This window comes from Cryobacterium sinapicolor (assembly GCF_004403465.1).
GTDB lineage: Bacteria > Actinomycetota > Actinomycetes > Actinomycetales > Microbacteriaceae > Cryobacterium > Cryobacterium sinapicolor.
In genome coordinates this window covers 17518-31274 of record NZ_SOGQ01000051.1, presented here as the reverse complement: position 1 = coordinate 31274, position 13757 = coordinate 17518, and the positions used below count along the sequence as shown (strand labels likewise).

Genomic DNA, 13757 nt, shown 5'->3' with positions numbered 1-13757 from the left:
CGGTCGACCCGCGCCTGGCCGTGCCGCACCGCGGCGGCCTGCTCGGCGTCGAGGCGCGCGATGCGGGCGTCCACGTCGGCGGCGGCCGCCCGGAGGCCGGCCGTGTAGCCGGCGGCGTGCCCCCGTGCCCGGGAGGCGCCGTCGCCCTCGTCCCACTCGCCCTGCAGGCTGGGGAAGGTCACGATGGAGAAGTTCGATCGGGCGGACTGCGCGTCAGACGACATAGTCGTCCTCCTCGGAACGCTGCACGGTGATGCTCCCCTGCGCCTCGAGGTCGCGGATGGCGCGCACGATCGTGGCGCGCGCCTCCTCGACCTGCGACACCCGCACGGGTGCCATGGCCTTGACCTCGTCGTCGAGCATTTCCCGGTTGCGCTCGGACAGGTTAGTGCGGATGATCGAGACCACACCGTCCGCGGAGCCCTTCATGGCGATCGCCAGGATGGCCGCGTCGATCCCACGCAGCACCTGCTGCACGTCTCGGTTCTCGAGCTTGACGATGTCGGCGAAGGTCAGCATCCGTGACCGGACCTCTTCAGCCAGGGCGGGATCGCGCGCGTCGAGTGCTTCGAGGAGGGCGCGTTCGGTCGCGACATCGGCCCGGTTGATGATCTCCACGAGCGGCTGGATTCCGCCGACGATCTCCACCGAGTCGCGGGAGGATGCGACGGCGCCGACCCGGGCCTTGAGGGTCTCGGTGACCACGCGCACGGCCTCGGGGGTGGCCGTGCCCATGCCTGCGATGCACTGGGCCACCTCGGCGCGCAGGTCGGCGTCGAGCCCGCCGAGCACGGCGGACGCGTGGCCGGGGCGCAGGTGCGCGAGCACGAGGGCGACGGTCTGGGGCAGTTCGCCGTCGAGGAGGGTCAGGATCTGCAGTGGTTCGGCGGCGTCGAGGAATTCGAAGGCCTTGCCGGCCATCGACGAGGCCACCTTGACCATGACCCCGGCGGCCCGTTCCGCGCCGAAGGATGCCTCGAGCAGGCCGATCGCGTAGGCGTGGCCGCCGCGTCTCGTGCGGGTGCCCTTGACGGTCAGTTCGTGGAACTCCAGAACGGTGGTCTCGGTCACGTCCGGGTCGACGCGGCGCAGCTGCACCATTTCCGCGGCGATATCGGCGGCCTCGGCCTCGGTGAACTGCTTCATCACCTCGGTGGCGCGCTGGTGCTCCATGTTCATCAGCACCACGGCGACCTTCTGGGTGCCGGTCAGGACCGGCTGGGCGTCGATCATGCCGGCTGCCGGTCATCCATCAGGCCGCGGAGGTATTCCGCGGTCTTGGCGGGATCCCGCTGGGCCATGTTGTCGATCTCGACCCGCATCCGGTCGGCGGTCGGCGGCAGGTAGGCCACGGTCGGCGAGGGGTCGATCATGATCGGCGCGATCGGCGCGCTGAGCGGGAACGGCATCTCCGGCGCGCCGAGCGCGGGCCGGACCTCCATCATCTCGTCGAGTTCGATCGCCTCGCGGCTCTGGCGGCGCGAACGCCGAGCGTAGAGGATGAGCCCCAGCACGAAGGTGCCCACGATCCCCGCGGTGATGATGGCGATGCGCATGATCCCGGCCAACCGGTCGGCGGCCGCCTCGGCTTCGGCCGCGGCGAGGGCGGCGGCGGCATCCGCCGCCGCGCCGCCGTTGAAGCTGACGACCTCGACGGTGACCGCGTCACCGCGCTGCGCGTCGATGCCGGCGGCGGAGGCCACCAGCGAGGTGACGTCGGCGACGTTGAGTTGGCCAACGGCGTCCGCGTTCACGGCCACGGAGACCGTCTGCCGGTTGATCTCCCCGGCCGGAATGGTGCGGGTCTCGGTGATCTTGTTGACCGCGTTGTTCTTGGTGGTGTCCTCGGAGGTGAAGGTTCCGTCACCCTCGGTGCCCGCCGGGACCGCGATGTTGTCCGGGCCCAGGACCCCGGCCGCGGAGCCGCCGGAACCCGTGTACGACTCGGTTTTGACGGCCTCGTTGAGGGCCGGGGCATCCGTCGGGGTGGTGAACGACTCCTCGACCCGCTGGGCCGACTGGTAGCTCATGTCCGCGGCCACGACGACGGTCGCGTTGCCGGGCCCGACGACCTTGTCCAGCATGGCCTGCACGGCGCCGCGCACGCGGTCTTCGTAGGCGCCGGCCTGCTGGTCGGCCGAGCCGGTGGCCCCCACGCCGACGGCCGAGAGAACGACGCCGGCGGAGTCGATGACGGCCACATCGGTGGGCGCCATCCCTTCGATCGAGGCGGAGGTGAGGTGCACGATGGCCTGCACCTGGTCGGCGTTGAGGGTGCTTCCGGTGGCCGTTTCCACGAAGACGGATGCCGTGGGGTCGCTCTGCTCCGACGCGAAAACGGTCTCTTCCGGGATCGCCAGGCGGACCGAGGCGTTCTTGACGCCCTTCATGGCCATGACTGTGTTGGCGATTTCGCCCTCGAGCGCCCGCTTGTACGTGACCGACTGCTGGAATTCGCTGGACGTGACGCCCATGGTGTCGAGCAGGCCGTAACCGCTCGTGCTGGAGGACGGCAGTCCGGCCGCGGCGGCCTTGAGGCGTTCGTCGTAGACGTTCTCCTGCGGAACCAGGATCGTTCCGCCGCCGTCGCTGAGCTCGTAGGCAACCCCGTCGGTGCGGAGCTGTTCGACGATGGTGTTGGCATCGGATCCGCTCAGCCCGGAGAACAGGGGCGTGTAGGCCGGTTTGGTGACCCACAGGCTCAGGGCGGCGATGCCCAGGGCGAGCACGGCGACGCCGATGATGGCGACGGTGCGCTGCGCGACGGAGAAGGAGCTGATGCTACGGCCGAGGCGTTCGAAGGCCGATGTGATCGGACGCGGCATCAGGCCTGCATCCTCATGATCTCGTTGAACGCGTCGACGCCCTTATTGCGCACTGCGGCGACGAGTTCGAGGGTGACCTGGGCGCGCGTCGATGCCAGGGTGGCGGAGTGGATGTCGGTCAGGTTGCCGGTCACGGCCTGCACCGCAAGCGTGTTCGAGCTGGCCTGCAGCTGCTGGAGGTTGTCGACGGCGCCGACCAGGGCGCTGCCGAAGGCCGAGCCGTCGGTTCCCTGGGCGCCTGGGCTTGCCTGCATGCCCTGCACGCCGGTGAGGTATCCGGTGCCGGTCACGGACTGGATCGGGTTGATCGAACCGATGGTCATCAGGAGCGTCCAATCTGGAGTGCGGCTTCGTAGGTCGTCTTCGCGCGGTCGACGACGGCGGCGTTGGCCTGGTAGCCGCGCTGCGCCATGATCAGCGCGCCCATCTGCTCGGACATGTCGATGTCCGGGCGCCGCACGTAGCCGGCCTCGTCGGCGAGAGGGTTGTTCGGGTCGAAGGTCAGGAGTCCCTCGGCGTCGCCGAGTGCAGTTCCGGCCGCGTAGGCGCCGGTGGTGCCCTGGCCGGCCTGCGCGACGATGTAGCGCGCCTGGAAAGCGTCACCGTCGGTGGAGGTGACCGTGTTCGCGTTGGCGATGTTGTCCGCCACGGCGTCGAGCCATTTGCGGTGCAGAGTGAGGCCGCTGCCGGCGATCCCGATGGCGTCGAGCGTCATCAGCTGGTCCGCATCGCGGAGCGCATGGCCGTGAACGGCCCGTTGACGGCCTGAGCCGCGAACTGGTAGCGCAGCACCGTGTCGATGTTGGAGAGGGTCTCGGTGTCGAGGTTGACGTTGTTGCCGTCGAGGCGGGTGGGCTCGAGGGAACTGGCCGTGGTGGCGACCGTGCTGCCGCTGCCGGCTTCGACCGACTTCGCCAGGGCATCCTCGAACGCCACGCGCTTGGCGTGGTAGTTCGGGGTGTTCACGTTCGCGATGTTGTTCGCAATGGTGCGCTGGCGCAGGGCCAGTCCGTCCAGGGCACTGGTGAGTGCAGTGGCGGTCACGGATTCAAGCACGGATTACCCGATTCGTCGTAAAAAACGAGTGCGGCCGATCCGTGGCCTGTGGTCGAGCAATCCCTGCTCGCTCGTAGCTATCGGCCGGTGGCCGAGGGGCGTTAGGAGTCGAGGCGAAACTTTCTCCCGCACGCTCAAAGCGGATTGCCGCGACTGTCGCCGCATCGGACAAGTGTTGCCGGCGCACGGGCAACAGTTGTCCGATCGGGCAACAGTTCGTGGCGGGTGGCGGGTGGCGGGTGGCGGGAGTCAGCCGGCTATGTCGAGGTAGACGGCCTGATCGGTGTGTTGGGCGGAGATGATGGTGCGCACGGCGGCGAGGTGCACGCCGGCGGAGCGCCGGGCATCCTCGATCTCGCTGATGAGTTCGAGCTGGCCGGAGATCAGGCGCCGAGCGCGCTTCTCGAGGTCGAGTGGCAGCTGGCCGAGGTGCTCGGGTGCACGCCACTGCACGCCGGTGGAGAATCGCTCCCCCGGGCCGGCAAGCACGGCGTCCCGGGCGCCGCAGCCCAGGCTCGTTTCGAGCTGGTCGAGCACGTCCAGCCACTCCTGGCGGGCGTCGGTGACGTCGCGTGGCCCCACCAGCAGCCTAGGCAAGACCGTACTCCCCGCCGGCACGCGCCGCGCTCTGGGCCGGCAGCAGCGCGGCCGCTTCGTGCCAGGTCTGCCGCAGCGGTTCGAGGAGGGCGATGGCCTCCCGGGTTCGGGCGACATCCCGATGGATGTTGGCGCTCATCAACGCGTTCGACACGTAGGTGTACAGGGCGAACAGTCCTTCGCCGCCCTCCCAGGCCTCCACGTTGAGCGAGGTCGACAGTTCGGAGACGATCGCCTGGGCGTGCAGGAGGTTCTCCGAGGCGACGGCCCAGTCCTCGATGTTCTGCGCGATCTCGGCGCGGCCGAGGTCGAGCAGCAACCGGTCGTAGAGCATCGTCAGCAGGCGCACCGGCGTCGCCGAGAGCACCGCTTCGCGGTTCAACTGTGCGCGCCGGGCCTGGGCCCCACCCATCATGCTCATCACTGCCATCATCATCCTGTGCTCGAGGTCGGGAGCCCGGCAACCTGGGCGCTCAGCCACGAGGACTGTGCCTTCAGGGCGCTGAGCTGGGTTTCCAGTGCGGTGTAGGTGCTCTGCAGGGTTGCCCGGCGGGTGGCCAGGCTGCGGTCCCAGTCGGCGATGCGGTCGCCGAGGTTGCGCACGGTGGACTGCTCGCCGGTGATCTTCTGGGTGAGCTGGCCGTCGTATTTGTCGGAGGCAGTGGTGGCGGCGGCCGCGACCCGCGTGGCGATCTCCGTCACGGCGGCCTTCACCGTGGTCGGGTCTTTGGCGAGGGCGGCCGCGAATTTGGCGGCGTCGAACTCCATGGTGCCCGATCGGGTGATGCTGATGCCGTACTCCGACGGGGAGCGCCCGTTCACGGGCATCGACGCCGCCGACAGGAGGCGCTGCTTGGTGTCGCGGATGGTGCTGTCGCCGGAGAAGACCCCCGCTGTCGTGCTGGTGACCCCGGAGGAGTTCGTGGTCGTGCTCACGGCCGAGCGATTCTGGATCACCGCGAAGATGCCGTTCAGGGAGGTGACGAGATCCGAGGCGGTCTTGCTGATCTGCGCGTCGTCGCGACCCACGGTGATGCTCACCGGGTCGGCCGACGCGGCGGAGACCCTGAGCGTCATGCCGGGCAGGATGCCGGCGAACGTGTTGGTCGCGGAGGTGACCTTCTGCTCGGCCAAGGTGCCGGCCCAGAGAGTGATCTCGGCATCCTGGGCGGCCTTGGTCTGGGTCATCGGGACGGGCGTTCCGGAGATGGTGACGCCCGCGGCGGCCCCGGGCCCGGTGGCCGTGAACTGCAGGCGGAAGCCGTCGGCTCCCACGGCGACCTTGGTCGCGGTGACGCCGGCGCCGGCCGCGTTGACGGCGGAGACCATGTCGTCGAGGGAGGTCGAGGCAGCCGTGACGGTCGTGACCGTGCCGTCGGCCCTGGTCAGGGTGAGGGTGGTGTCGGGCCAGACCGTGACCGGGCCGGACACCACGACCTGGGTCTGGGCGAGCTTACCGACGACCAGGTCGAGCTGGCCGGCGGCGGCGCCGGCCGAGGTGGCCACGGTGACGCCGGTGGAACTGCTGGTGGCGGAGTAGACGTCGAGGGCGGCCGGCTTGGCGGCCTTCGTGGCCAAATCGGCGAGGGCGGCGACCTGGGTGTTCAGACCCTGGAGCGCCGTGATCATGGTCTGGGCCGACGAGACCTTGGCCTTGAGCTGGGTCTGCGGAACCGCCTCGACCTGCATCAGCGAGTTGATCAGGCTGGTGGTGTCGAGGCCGCTGGCAAGGCCGTCGATCGTGGTGGCCATGTCGTCACCTCCTTCTCGTACCGGGTCGTGCTGGATGCTGCGTGGGTTACGCCGGTTCTACCGGTGAAACGTGAATGGCTGGTGGCGCCCGAGGGATGAGGTCCAGTTCATCTCTGGGGTCACCACCAGCCATAGTTCACCGTGCGGTCTCCCGAAAGTTTCAGCTCACCGGTTTAGCGGAGGAGCTGCAGCACGCCCTGGTTGGACTGGTTGGCCTGCGCGAGCATGGCGGTACCGGCCTGCGAGAGGATGCTCGAACGGGTGTACTTGACCATTTCCTCGGCCATGTCGGTGTCGCGGATACGCGAGCCGGCAGCGGTGAGGTTCTCCTTCGAGACGGCCAGGTTCTTGATGACGCTCTCGAACCGGTTCTGGTCGGCACCGAGCGAAGCGCGCGACGTCGACACGGCCTTGATGGTGGTGTCCAAAGTGCCAATTGTCGTCAACGCTGCGGCGCTGTCGGCGAACCCTGTGGCTGCGAGTCCAGAAACCGTTGTTCCGATTGCAGCGACATTCGTGAACGTAACCGCGATCTGGTCCGCGGTCGCGGAGCTCCCGGCCCCAACCTGGAAGGTCAGTTTCGTCTCTGTCGCGGGAGCCACAGGAGCGCCAAGCAGCTGGGTGCCGTTGAAGTTCGTGGACTCGCTGATTCGAGTCAGCTCCTTGCCGAGGGCGGTGACTTCAGTGGCGATCGCCTTGCGCGAGTCGGCGTTGTTCGAGTCGTTACCGGCCTGAACGGCGAGGTCACGAACGCGCTGCAGGATCGAGGTGACTTCGCTCAAGGACCCTTCCGCGGTCTGGATGACCGAGATGCCATCCTGGGCGTTGCGGCTGGCGACCGTGAGGCCGCCGACCTGCGACTTGAGGCCCTCGGAGATGGCCAGGCCGGCCGCGTCATCCGCTGCGCGGTTGATGCGGAGGCCGCTGGACAGCTTCTCCAGGGACTTGGACATGTCGTTCTGCGTGGCGGCCAGGTTGCGGTACGTGTTGTTGGCCGCGAGGTTGGTGTTGATCTGCATACCCATGATGAAATCCTCCGTGATTGGGTGGTGAGCGTCTGGCCATCCATGGCCTGACGTTGAGAGCTATCGGCCTCTGACGAGAACGCGTTAGCCGTTGACCGAAAAAACTTCCCGGGTTTCTGATCCGGCAGATCCGGCAGAGTCGAGTGAGTCCGACAGGTCCGTCGAACCGGCGGCATACGCCACTCCGCTCGCGGTGGCGAGGCCGAGCATGGCCTGATCGGCGAGGCGGGCCAGGTAGGCGCTGCGGCGGGCCGGCGCGATGCGGGACTCGGGCACGTATTCCACCTCGGCGTCGTCGGCGTAGTGCGTGCCGAGGCCATCGCGGAGCAGACGGATGGCCTCCGTACGCTGCTGGGACACGGCCGAGTGGGTGATTCCTAGCTCGGCAGCGATCTCCTTGACCGAGCGGTCGTCGAAGTAGACCTGCTGCACGATCAGGCGCATCCTCTCCGGCAGCGCCGCGATGGCGGCGTGCAGGTAGGCCAGTCGTTCGGCGGAGAGCAGCGAGTCGCCGGGCAGTTCGGTGGCGGAGACCAGGAACTCGGCGGTGGCGTCGTCGAGGGTCGACACGGTGCGCTCCGAGTCGGACAGGCCGGCGATCGCGGTCTCCCGGTCCACGCCGAGGGCCGCGGCGACCTCGTCTACGGATGCCGCACGGCCGAGGGCGCCGGCCAGCGTCTGCTGCACGGCGCGGGTCTCCTTGATACGGCGGCGGGCCATCCGGGTGGCCCAGTCGTTGGAGCGCATCTCGTCGGCGAAGGCGCCGACGATGCGGCGCCGTGCGAACGCGCCGAACGGAACGCCGAGGTCGGCGTTGTAGGCATCCGCCGAAGTGATCAGAGCGAGAGCGCCGGCCGAGGCCAGGTCGTCGCGGGAGAGGTGGCGCGCCTTGGCCCACGTCTCGGAGACGAGGTAGCCGACGAGGGGGAGGTTGTCGATCACCAACTGATTGCGGTCTACCCGATTCACACGAACTCCCTGAGGTGCTTGGTACCTGAAATAACCCGCTCAGTCGGCGAACCTGGCTGAACGAGTGGCCGGGTAGGCACTGGGACGTTGCGAGAAAGCAGGGTGTGGAGCTGGGTTTCGGGCCCGGGCCGGAGAACTGACCGGCCTCGTTAAAACGTAAAGGAGTGGTCGGTGGGTAAAAACGCAACGGTGCCCCCACAACGGGGCCAGGCACCCCCACATCGGGGCGGCTCCCCCCGCAACGGGGGGTCAGGCAGCCGGCATCCGCCACAATCGTGTCCCCGTTTTAGTGGACACGTTCAGGCGTGGCTGGCAGTCTGAATCCACACCGTGGCTAACCGGGGGCCGTCACCTGCCGATAGTCGTGGTAACAAGCCGTTGAGCTGCGCGAATCCGCGCGGACCGGCCGCACCAGACAACAGGGAGTTGGAGGAGACATGGGCGCCAATGAACTCTCAGCGTTGCTGTGGCGTGAGCGGGAGCTCCTCGAACTCCTCGTCTTCAAACTCGACGAGGAACAGCTGCTGCTGACCAACGGCAAGACCCGCTGGCTGCAGCAGGGCACCCGCGAGGTGGAGCAGGTGCTCGGCCATGTTCGGGATGCCGGCCTCGCCCGCTCGGTCGAGGTTGCCGCCGTCGCCCTCGAGTGGGGAACGACCGAAGACGCCACCCTGCGCGAGCTGGTCGCTCGCGCCCCCTCCGGCCCGTGGTCCGAGATCATGGCCGCGCACCTGAAGGCGATGGGCGAACTGACCACCCAGATCAAGGAACTGCGCGACGCCAACGAACAGCTGCTGCGCTCCGCCGCCCGCTCCACGCAGGAGACGCTGGCCGACGTGCGCCCGAACACGCAGACGTATGACGCCACCGGGGCCGCCGGCGCCCGAGCCACCGGCTCCCGACTGTTCGACCAGATTCTGTGAGGATGCCGCGATGAGCACGTTCGGAGGTCTCAACACCGCGTACACCGGCCTGGTCGCCGCCCGGCAGGGCCTCGACGTGGTGGGGCAGAACATCGCCAACGCCAACACGGAGGGGTACACCCGCCAGCGGGTGACGACCTCCGCGGTGGACGCGGCCGACCGAGTCGGTCTGATGAACTCCGGGGTGCTCCCCGGCCAGGGCGTCAGCGTCGACGGAATCGCCCGCCTCGGCAGCGCGTCGCTGGACGCCCAGGTGCGTGCCACCGCGGCGGTCGCCGGGTATTCGGCGGTGCGGGCCAACGCTCTGGGCGCAGTGGAGGCCTCGATGCAGGAGCCCGGCGAGAACGGTCTCTCCGCCCAGCTGCAGGAGTTCTGGGCCGGTTGGGGTGACGTGGCCAACGCCGCCGGCGAGACCGCACCCACCGGGGTGCTACTGGCCCAGGCCGGCGCCGTCACCACCCAGATCAGCCGGGGTTACCAGGCGGTCTCCACCCAGTGGTCGTCCGAGCGCGAGAGCGTGGACACCCTGGTCGCCGAGATCAACGGCGCAGCCGGCCAGGTGGCCGAGCTGAATGCGCGCATCCGTCAGAGCGTCGCCGGCGGCGGCAACGCCAACGAGTTGATCGACCGGCGCAGCCGGCTCACCACGACGCTGGCCGCCCTCACCGGCGGCACCCTCGTCGACCGCACCGACGGAACCGTGGATGTTCTCCTGGGCGGCAATGCGCTGGTCACCGGCGACACCGCCCGCCCGCTCGTCGCCCTCGGCGCCCGCACCCTCGACGGTCCGAACGGCCTCACCAGCCCGGCGGGCGCCACCAACCCCGTGCGGGTGGAGTGGGCCGACCGCGCCGGGGCGATCCCCGTGGACGGCGGCGAACTGGCCGGTGCGCTCTCTCTGCTCACTCGAGCGGATGCCTCCGGCACCGGCGGCGCCCTCGCCGAGGCCGCGGTGGCGTACAACTCCTTCGCCACGAATCTGGCCGCCACGGTCAACGGCATCTACTCCACCGGCGACAATTCGACCCTCCCCGGCGCCTTCTTCGGCTCGACGGGCACGGGACCGGCCGCACTGGGCCTGTTCGTCAGGCCGTCGACCGCCGCCGAGCTCACGACCGGGCTCGCCGCGAACGGCGCCCTCGACGGCTCCATCGCCGACCGGATCGCTCAGCTGGGGGCCGGTACGGCCGTGGACGGTGCCGGCAACCCCGTGCGGTCCCCCAGCATCGACTGGTCGAACGTCGTCACCTCGCTCGCCGTGACGACGAAGAACGAGCTGCGCCAGGCGTCCCTCGCCGACCTCACCTCCCGCGCCGCCGTGAACGCCCAGCTGTCGAATTCCTCCGTCGATCTCGACGAGGAGAACGTCAACCTGCTCATGTTCCAGCACGCCTACCAGGGTGCCGCCCGCGTGCTGACCGCCGTGGACGAGATGCTCGACACCCTGATCAACCGCACCGGACTGGTGGGAAGGTAACCCATGATCTCCCGAGTCACCACCCAGACCCAGATGCGCTCGGCGCAGACCAACCTGCAGGCCAACCTCGCCCGGATGGCACAGCTGCAGGAGCAGGTCACCTCGCTCACGGCCATCACGCGCCCGTCCGACGACCCGGCCCGGGCCGCCGATTCCCTCGCTGTTCGTGCCGAGCAGCGCGCGGTCACGCAGTATGCCCGCAATGCCGACAACGGCGACGGATGGCTGACCGCCGCCGGCACCGCCCTGGCGGAGGCCACCGATCTACTGAACCAGATTCGCGACCTGACCGTGCAGGGAGCCAACGCCGGCGCCCTCTCCCCGGCCGCGAAGGAGGCCATCGCGGCCCGCCTCGACGGCCTCACCCAGAACCTGCTCGCACAGGCGAACGCCGGCTACCTGGGCCGCAGCGTCTTCGCCGGGAATTCGGATGCCGGCGTCGCTTTCCGGGCCGGCCCCGACTTCACCTTCACCGGCACGGCGACCGCGAGCGTGGACCGTCGCATCGGAGCGCACACCACCGTGAAGGTCGACGCCGACGGCGCCGCCATCTTCGGCGAGGGGGACGCCTCGATCTTTGCCCTGATCGGCGTCATCGCCGACGATCTGCGTACCGGCACGAACGTGGGCAGCCACCTCGCGGCCGTAGACTTGGCGATGAAAACCGTGCTCACGGCGCACACCGATGTCGGTGTTCGCCAGGCCCAGATCCAGAAAGCCGGGGAGGCACTCGTGCAGCACACAGGAAATCTCGAGGCCCAACGCGCCGGAATCGAGGATGTCGACCTCGGCCAGGCCATCCTGGATCTGAAACTGCAGGAGGTCACCTACCAGGCGGCCCTCTCGGTCACCGCCCGGGTGCTCCAGCCGACGCTGATGGACTTCCTGCGATGAGCGCCGGCACCGTGACCGCCGCCCTGAGCTTCGTGTCCCCGCCGCCCGGGCTCGACCCGCTGACCGAGTTCAGCCTGACCGAGATTCCCGGCGCCGACGGTCTGTTCTCGCTGCAGTCCGCCGAGGACCAGCGAACCCGCCTGTTCGTGCTCGACGCATCCGTCTACCTGCCCGACTACTCCCCCGTGATCAGCGACGAGCACGCGGCATCGCTCGACCTGAGCGCGCCGGATGACGCGCTGCTGCTCGTGGTGACCAACCCCGGCGAAGACGGAACGACCGTGAACCTGATGGCGCCGATCGTCGTCAACGCCGTCACCGGTCGCTCCGCCCAGATCATCCTCGACGGTCAGGACTGGCCGCTCCGCGCCGAGCTGGGTGCCCGCTCGGCCTGACCTGCCTCGGCCCGAAGTGCACGGAACGGCGACCGGCAGAGAACCGGGCGGCGCCTCCGCGCCACCCGGGATCGGTGAGTGGACCGGCTAGATCGTCTGCGAGATGCAGATGAAGTTGCCTTCGGTGTCGCGGAACCAGGCCGATTTCATGTCGTCGGCCGTGACGACCCCGTTCACGGTCTTCATGCCGGGGATGTCGAATTCCTCGAAGACGACCCCGCGTTCGCGGAGCGTGCTCATCTCCGTGTCGAGGTCATCCGTGATCCAGCCCATCTGGGTGTTCTGGGCCGTGCCGGCGTTGCTGGTCTCGTAGATCTCGAAAACGGATCCCGACCCGACGTGGTAGACGAGGGTTCCCTCGTGGATTTCGTCGGGGTCGAGGCCGAGAGCGTCGTGGTAGAACGACCGGGCTCGCTTGAGATTTGCCGCCGGTAACACGGTGTGCAGTTCTTTCAGCATTGTGAAACGCCTCCTTGGTGGTGCAGATGATTCGTGGCGCGTGTGGAGGGATGAACGTGGAAGCCGCCGCGTATCGGGCAACCCGCGCCGCATCGGATGCCGTTGTGGGCGTGCTTCCGGGCCGGAGTGCCGGCCGCCGGCAAAGCGGTGGGCGCGAACTGTGGCCGGAACTCCGCGCCCAGCGGGGAGTGGTTGACTACACCGGTGGGCGTTGACTTTTCGCTTTTCCACCCCGAATATACGCCGCTCCACCTCGCGGCGCACCCTGTAGAACCCGGCGAACGTTCTACCCTGCGCCGGCTTGCATACCCTGCGCCGGCTGCCATACCCTGCGCCACGACCCCGGTGACCCGATCTCCGGAGCTTCGCCCGCGGCATCCGTCGCGACCGACGGCACTGACTGAGGAGATTGTCGCGACGCGCCGCTCACCAGGCGCCAAAACCGGCGTGTCCCGACAATCTCCTCATCTACGTGACATCGGACGCGTTCTGCCGGCCCCGCAACGGAGGCCCACCGGTTCGCCGAGACCGTGGCCCGTGACGCGGCCGGGGATTCAGCGAAGGCCGCACTGGCCAGGTGCCCCTGACCCGGTGGCGCTATGTTCTGCTGCCGGCCGGAACCCCGAAGGGGACCTCACCGACCGGGCGCCCGTTCGTCAGCGAGCCGGCCACGCTCATCCGTGCACCGGGCCGGCGGCGGGAACGGGAACCGGTGCTGGAGCCAGAGCCGGAACCCGACAAGCAGGTCCGGGCCCCGGGAGCGGATGAACCGCCACCGTTCCAAGGTTCTCGGCAGCCGGCGTTCTCGGTGTCGGACGCGCTCAGGGTCCGGTTCGGGGTTCGGTTCGGGGTCCGGTTCAGGTTCGGTTCAGGTTCGGTTCAGGTCCGATTCGGGGTCCGGTTCAGGTCCGGTTCAGTGCGCGGCGTCGACGAATTTCAACCCGACGACGCACCCCACCAGGCCGAGGATGAGCACAATCTTCAGCAGGGACGCCGGTTCGCCGCCGAAGATCATGGCGTAGAGCACGGTGAGCGCCGCGCCGATCCCGACCCAGACGGCATACGCGGTCCCGGTCGAGATGTCCCGCATGGCGACGGCAAGCCCGCCCATGCTGAGCACGAGCGCCACCGCGAACACGACGGATGGCCACAGTCGGGTGAACCCGGTGGACTTGCCGAGCGCCGTGGCCCAGACGGCCTCCAGAACCCCGGACACAATGAGAATGATCCACGACATGACAACGGCTCCCGTGGCCAGTCTTGTCGCGTGCCGGGTACTGAACCGTCGTCCGGAGCCGCGTCGCGCGGCCTCCGCCAAGAGTAGCCGTCGAGCCTGCGCAGATCCTGCACAAACGCCGGTATCGGAGGGGCGCGACCCGAGAAGC

The 13757-nt window shown here is 68.8% G+C and carries 17 protein-coding genes and 1 riboswitch; of the genes, 4 read left to right on the top strand and 13 right to left on the bottom strand.

The features are described from left to right. The 11 genes from E3T28_RS16880 to E3T28_RS10455 all read right to left on the bottom strand — a co-directional run. A partial coding sequence (locus tag E3T28_RS16880) for a hypothetical protein (protein WP_198417192.1) occupies positions 1–224 on the bottom strand: 224 nt, incomplete at its 3' end. After that, on the bottom strand, positions 214–1233 hold the full coding sequence (fliG, locus tag E3T28_RS10500) for a flagellar motor switch protein FliG (protein ID WP_134430695.1): 1020 nt from the start codon (positions 1231–1233) through the stop codon (positions 214–216). The genes fliG and E3T28_RS16880, both read right to left, overlap by 11 nt. After that, the gene (gene fliF / locus E3T28_RS10495; RefSeq protein ID WP_134430693.1) at positions 1230–2825 is read right to left on the bottom strand and encodes a flagellar basal-body MS-ring/collar protein FliF; all 1596 of its coding nucleotides are present in this window, start codon (positions 2823–2825) and stop codon (positions 1230–1232) included. Before fliF ends, fliG begins: the two co-directional genes overlap by 4 nt. After that, complete coding sequence (gene fliE / locus E3T28_RS10490) at positions 2825–3148, bottom strand: flagellar hook-basal body complex protein FliE (RefSeq protein ID WP_166786994.1); 324 nt, start codon at positions 3146–3148, stop codon at positions 2825–2827. The genes fliF and fliE overlap by 1 nt, the downstream gene beginning before the upstream one ends. Next, the gene (locus tag E3T28_RS10485; RefSeq protein ID WP_134430691.1) at positions 3148–3540 is read right to left on the bottom strand and encodes a flagellar basal body rod protein FlgC; all 393 of its coding nucleotides are present in this window, start codon (positions 3538–3540) and stop codon (positions 3148–3150) included. The genes fliE and E3T28_RS10485 overlap by 1 nt, the downstream gene beginning before the upstream one ends. Continuing rightward, positions 3540–3881, bottom strand: coding sequence for a flagellar basal body rod protein FlgB (locus E3T28_RS10480; protein ID WP_134364036.1), 342 nt, complete (start codon positions 3879–3881; stop codon positions 3540–3542). The genes E3T28_RS10485 and E3T28_RS10480 overlap by 1 nt, the downstream gene beginning before the upstream one ends. A gap of 249 nt (positions 3882–4130) precedes the next feature. Further along, positions 4131–4478: a hypothetical protein gene (locus E3T28_RS10475; protein WP_134430688.1), complete on the bottom strand. Its 348-nt coding sequence runs from the start codon at positions 4476–4478 to the stop codon at positions 4131–4133. Continuing rightward, positions 4471–4908, bottom strand: a complete 438-nt coding sequence (fliS, locus tag E3T28_RS10470) for a flagellar export chaperone FliS (RefSeq protein ID WP_338145398.1) — start codon at positions 4906–4908, stop codon at positions 4471–4473. The genes E3T28_RS10475 and fliS overlap by 8 nt, the downstream gene beginning before the upstream one ends. A 2-nt stretch (positions 4909–4910) precedes the next feature. Beyond that, on the bottom strand, positions 4911–6230 hold the full coding sequence (fliD, locus tag E3T28_RS10465) for a flagellar filament capping protein FliD (RefSeq protein ID WP_134430685.1): 1320 nt from the start codon (positions 6228–6230) through the stop codon (positions 4911–4913). 173 nt (positions 6231–6403) lie between these two features. After that, on the bottom strand, positions 6404–7255 hold the full coding sequence (locus E3T28_RS10460; RefSeq protein ID WP_194088566.1) for a flagellin N-terminal helical domain-containing protein: 852 nt from the start codon (positions 7253–7255) through the stop codon (positions 6404–6406). A gap of 84 nt (positions 7256–7339) precedes the next feature. Then, positions 7340–8224, bottom strand: coding sequence for a sigma-70 family RNA polymerase sigma factor (locus tag E3T28_RS10455; protein WP_134430682.1), 885 nt, complete (start codon positions 8222–8224; stop codon positions 7340–7342). Between the two features lie 437 nt (positions 8225–8661). Here E3T28_RS10455 and E3T28_RS10450 point away from each other — a divergent pair, with 437 nt between their 5' ends. From E3T28_RS10450 to E3T28_RS10435, 4 genes are read left to right on the top strand one after another with little or no spacing between them, the layout of a single operon-like run. Beyond that, positions 8662–9147 (top strand): flagellar protein FlgN, encoded by a 486-nt coding sequence (locus E3T28_RS10450; RefSeq protein ID WP_134430679.1) that lies wholly within the window; start codon positions 8662–8664, stop codon positions 9145–9147. A gap of 10 nt (positions 9148–9157) precedes the next feature. Then, positions 9158–10624 (top strand): flagellar hook-associated protein FlgK, encoded by a 1467-nt coding sequence (gene flgK / locus E3T28_RS10445; RefSeq protein WP_134430677.1) that lies wholly within the window; start codon positions 9158–9160, stop codon positions 10622–10624. Between the two features lie 3 nt (positions 10625–10627). Further along, complete coding sequence (gene flgL / locus E3T28_RS10440) at positions 10628–11518, top strand: flagellar hook-associated protein FlgL (protein WP_134430674.1); 891 nt, start codon at positions 10628–10630, stop codon at positions 11516–11518. Then, the gene (locus E3T28_RS10435) at positions 11515–11913 is read left to right on the top strand and encodes a flagellar assembly protein FliW (protein ID WP_134430671.1); all 399 of its coding nucleotides are present in this window, start codon (positions 11515–11517) and stop codon (positions 11911–11913) included. The genes flgL and E3T28_RS10435 overlap by 4 nt, the downstream gene beginning before the upstream one ends. 87 nt (positions 11914–12000) lie before the next feature. Here E3T28_RS10435 and E3T28_RS10430 read toward each other — a convergent pair whose 3' ends face one another. Beyond that, positions 12001–12372: a VOC family protein gene (locus tag E3T28_RS10430; protein WP_134430668.1), complete on the bottom strand. Its 372-nt coding sequence runs from the start codon at positions 12370–12372 to the stop codon at positions 12001–12003. A 913-nt stretch (positions 12373–13285) separates the two neighbouring features. After that, positions 13286–13609: a DMT family transporter gene (locus E3T28_RS10425; RefSeq protein WP_134430665.1), complete on the bottom strand. Its 324-nt coding sequence runs from the start codon at positions 13607–13609 to the stop codon at positions 13286–13288. 12 nt (positions 13610–13621) lie between these two features. Further along, positions 13622–13685: riboswitch (guanidine-III (ykkC-III) riboswitch) on the bottom strand. Positions 13686–13757 lie beyond the last annotated feature (72 nt).

Coding starts and splice junctions, on each gene's coding strand:
- fliG (WP_134430695.1), bottom strand. CDS start 1,233: ATGATCGACGCCCAGCCGGTCCTGACCGGCACCCAGAAGGTCGCCGTG.
- fliF (WP_134430693.1), bottom strand. CDS start 2,825: ATGCCGCGTCCGATCACATCGGCCTTCGAACGCCTCGGCCGTAGCATC.
- fliE (WP_166786994.1), bottom strand. CDS start 3,148: ATGACCATCGGTTCGATCAACCCGATCCAGTCCGTGACCGGCACCGGA.
- E3T28_RS10485 (WP_134430691.1), bottom strand. CDS start 3,540: ATGACGCTCGACGCCATCGGGATCGCCGGCAGCGGCCTCACTCTGCAC.
- fliS (WP_338145398.1), bottom strand. CDS start 4,908: ATGGCAGTGATGAGCATGATGGGTGGGGCCCAGGCCCGGCGCGCACAG.
- fliD (WP_134430685.1), bottom strand. CDS start 6,230: ATGGCCACCACGATCGACGGCCTTGCCAGCGGCCTCGACACCACCAGC.
- E3T28_RS10460 (WP_194088566.1), bottom strand. CDS start 7,255: ATGGGTATGCAGATCAACACCAACCTCGCGGCCAACAACACGTACCGC.
- E3T28_RS10450 (WP_134430679.1), top strand. CDS start 8,662: ATGGGCGCCAATGAACTCTCAGCGTTGCTGTGGCGTGAGCGGGAGCTC.
- flgK (WP_134430677.1), top strand. CDS start 9,158: ATGAGCACGTTCGGAGGTCTCAACACCGCGTACACCGGCCTGGTCGCC.
- flgL (WP_134430674.1), top strand. CDS start 10,628: ATGATCTCCCGAGTCACCACCCAGACCCAGATGCGCTCGGCGCAGACC.
- E3T28_RS10435 (WP_134430671.1), top strand. CDS start 11,515: ATGAGCGCCGGCACCGTGACCGCCGCCCTGAGCTTCGTGTCCCCGCCG.
- E3T28_RS10430 (WP_134430668.1), bottom strand. CDS start 12,372: ATGCTGAAAGAACTGCACACCGTGTTACCGGCGGCAAATCTCAAGCGA.
- E3T28_RS10425 (WP_134430665.1), bottom strand. CDS start 13,609: ATGTCGTGGATCATTCTCATTGTGTCCGGGGTTCTGGAGGCCGTCTGG.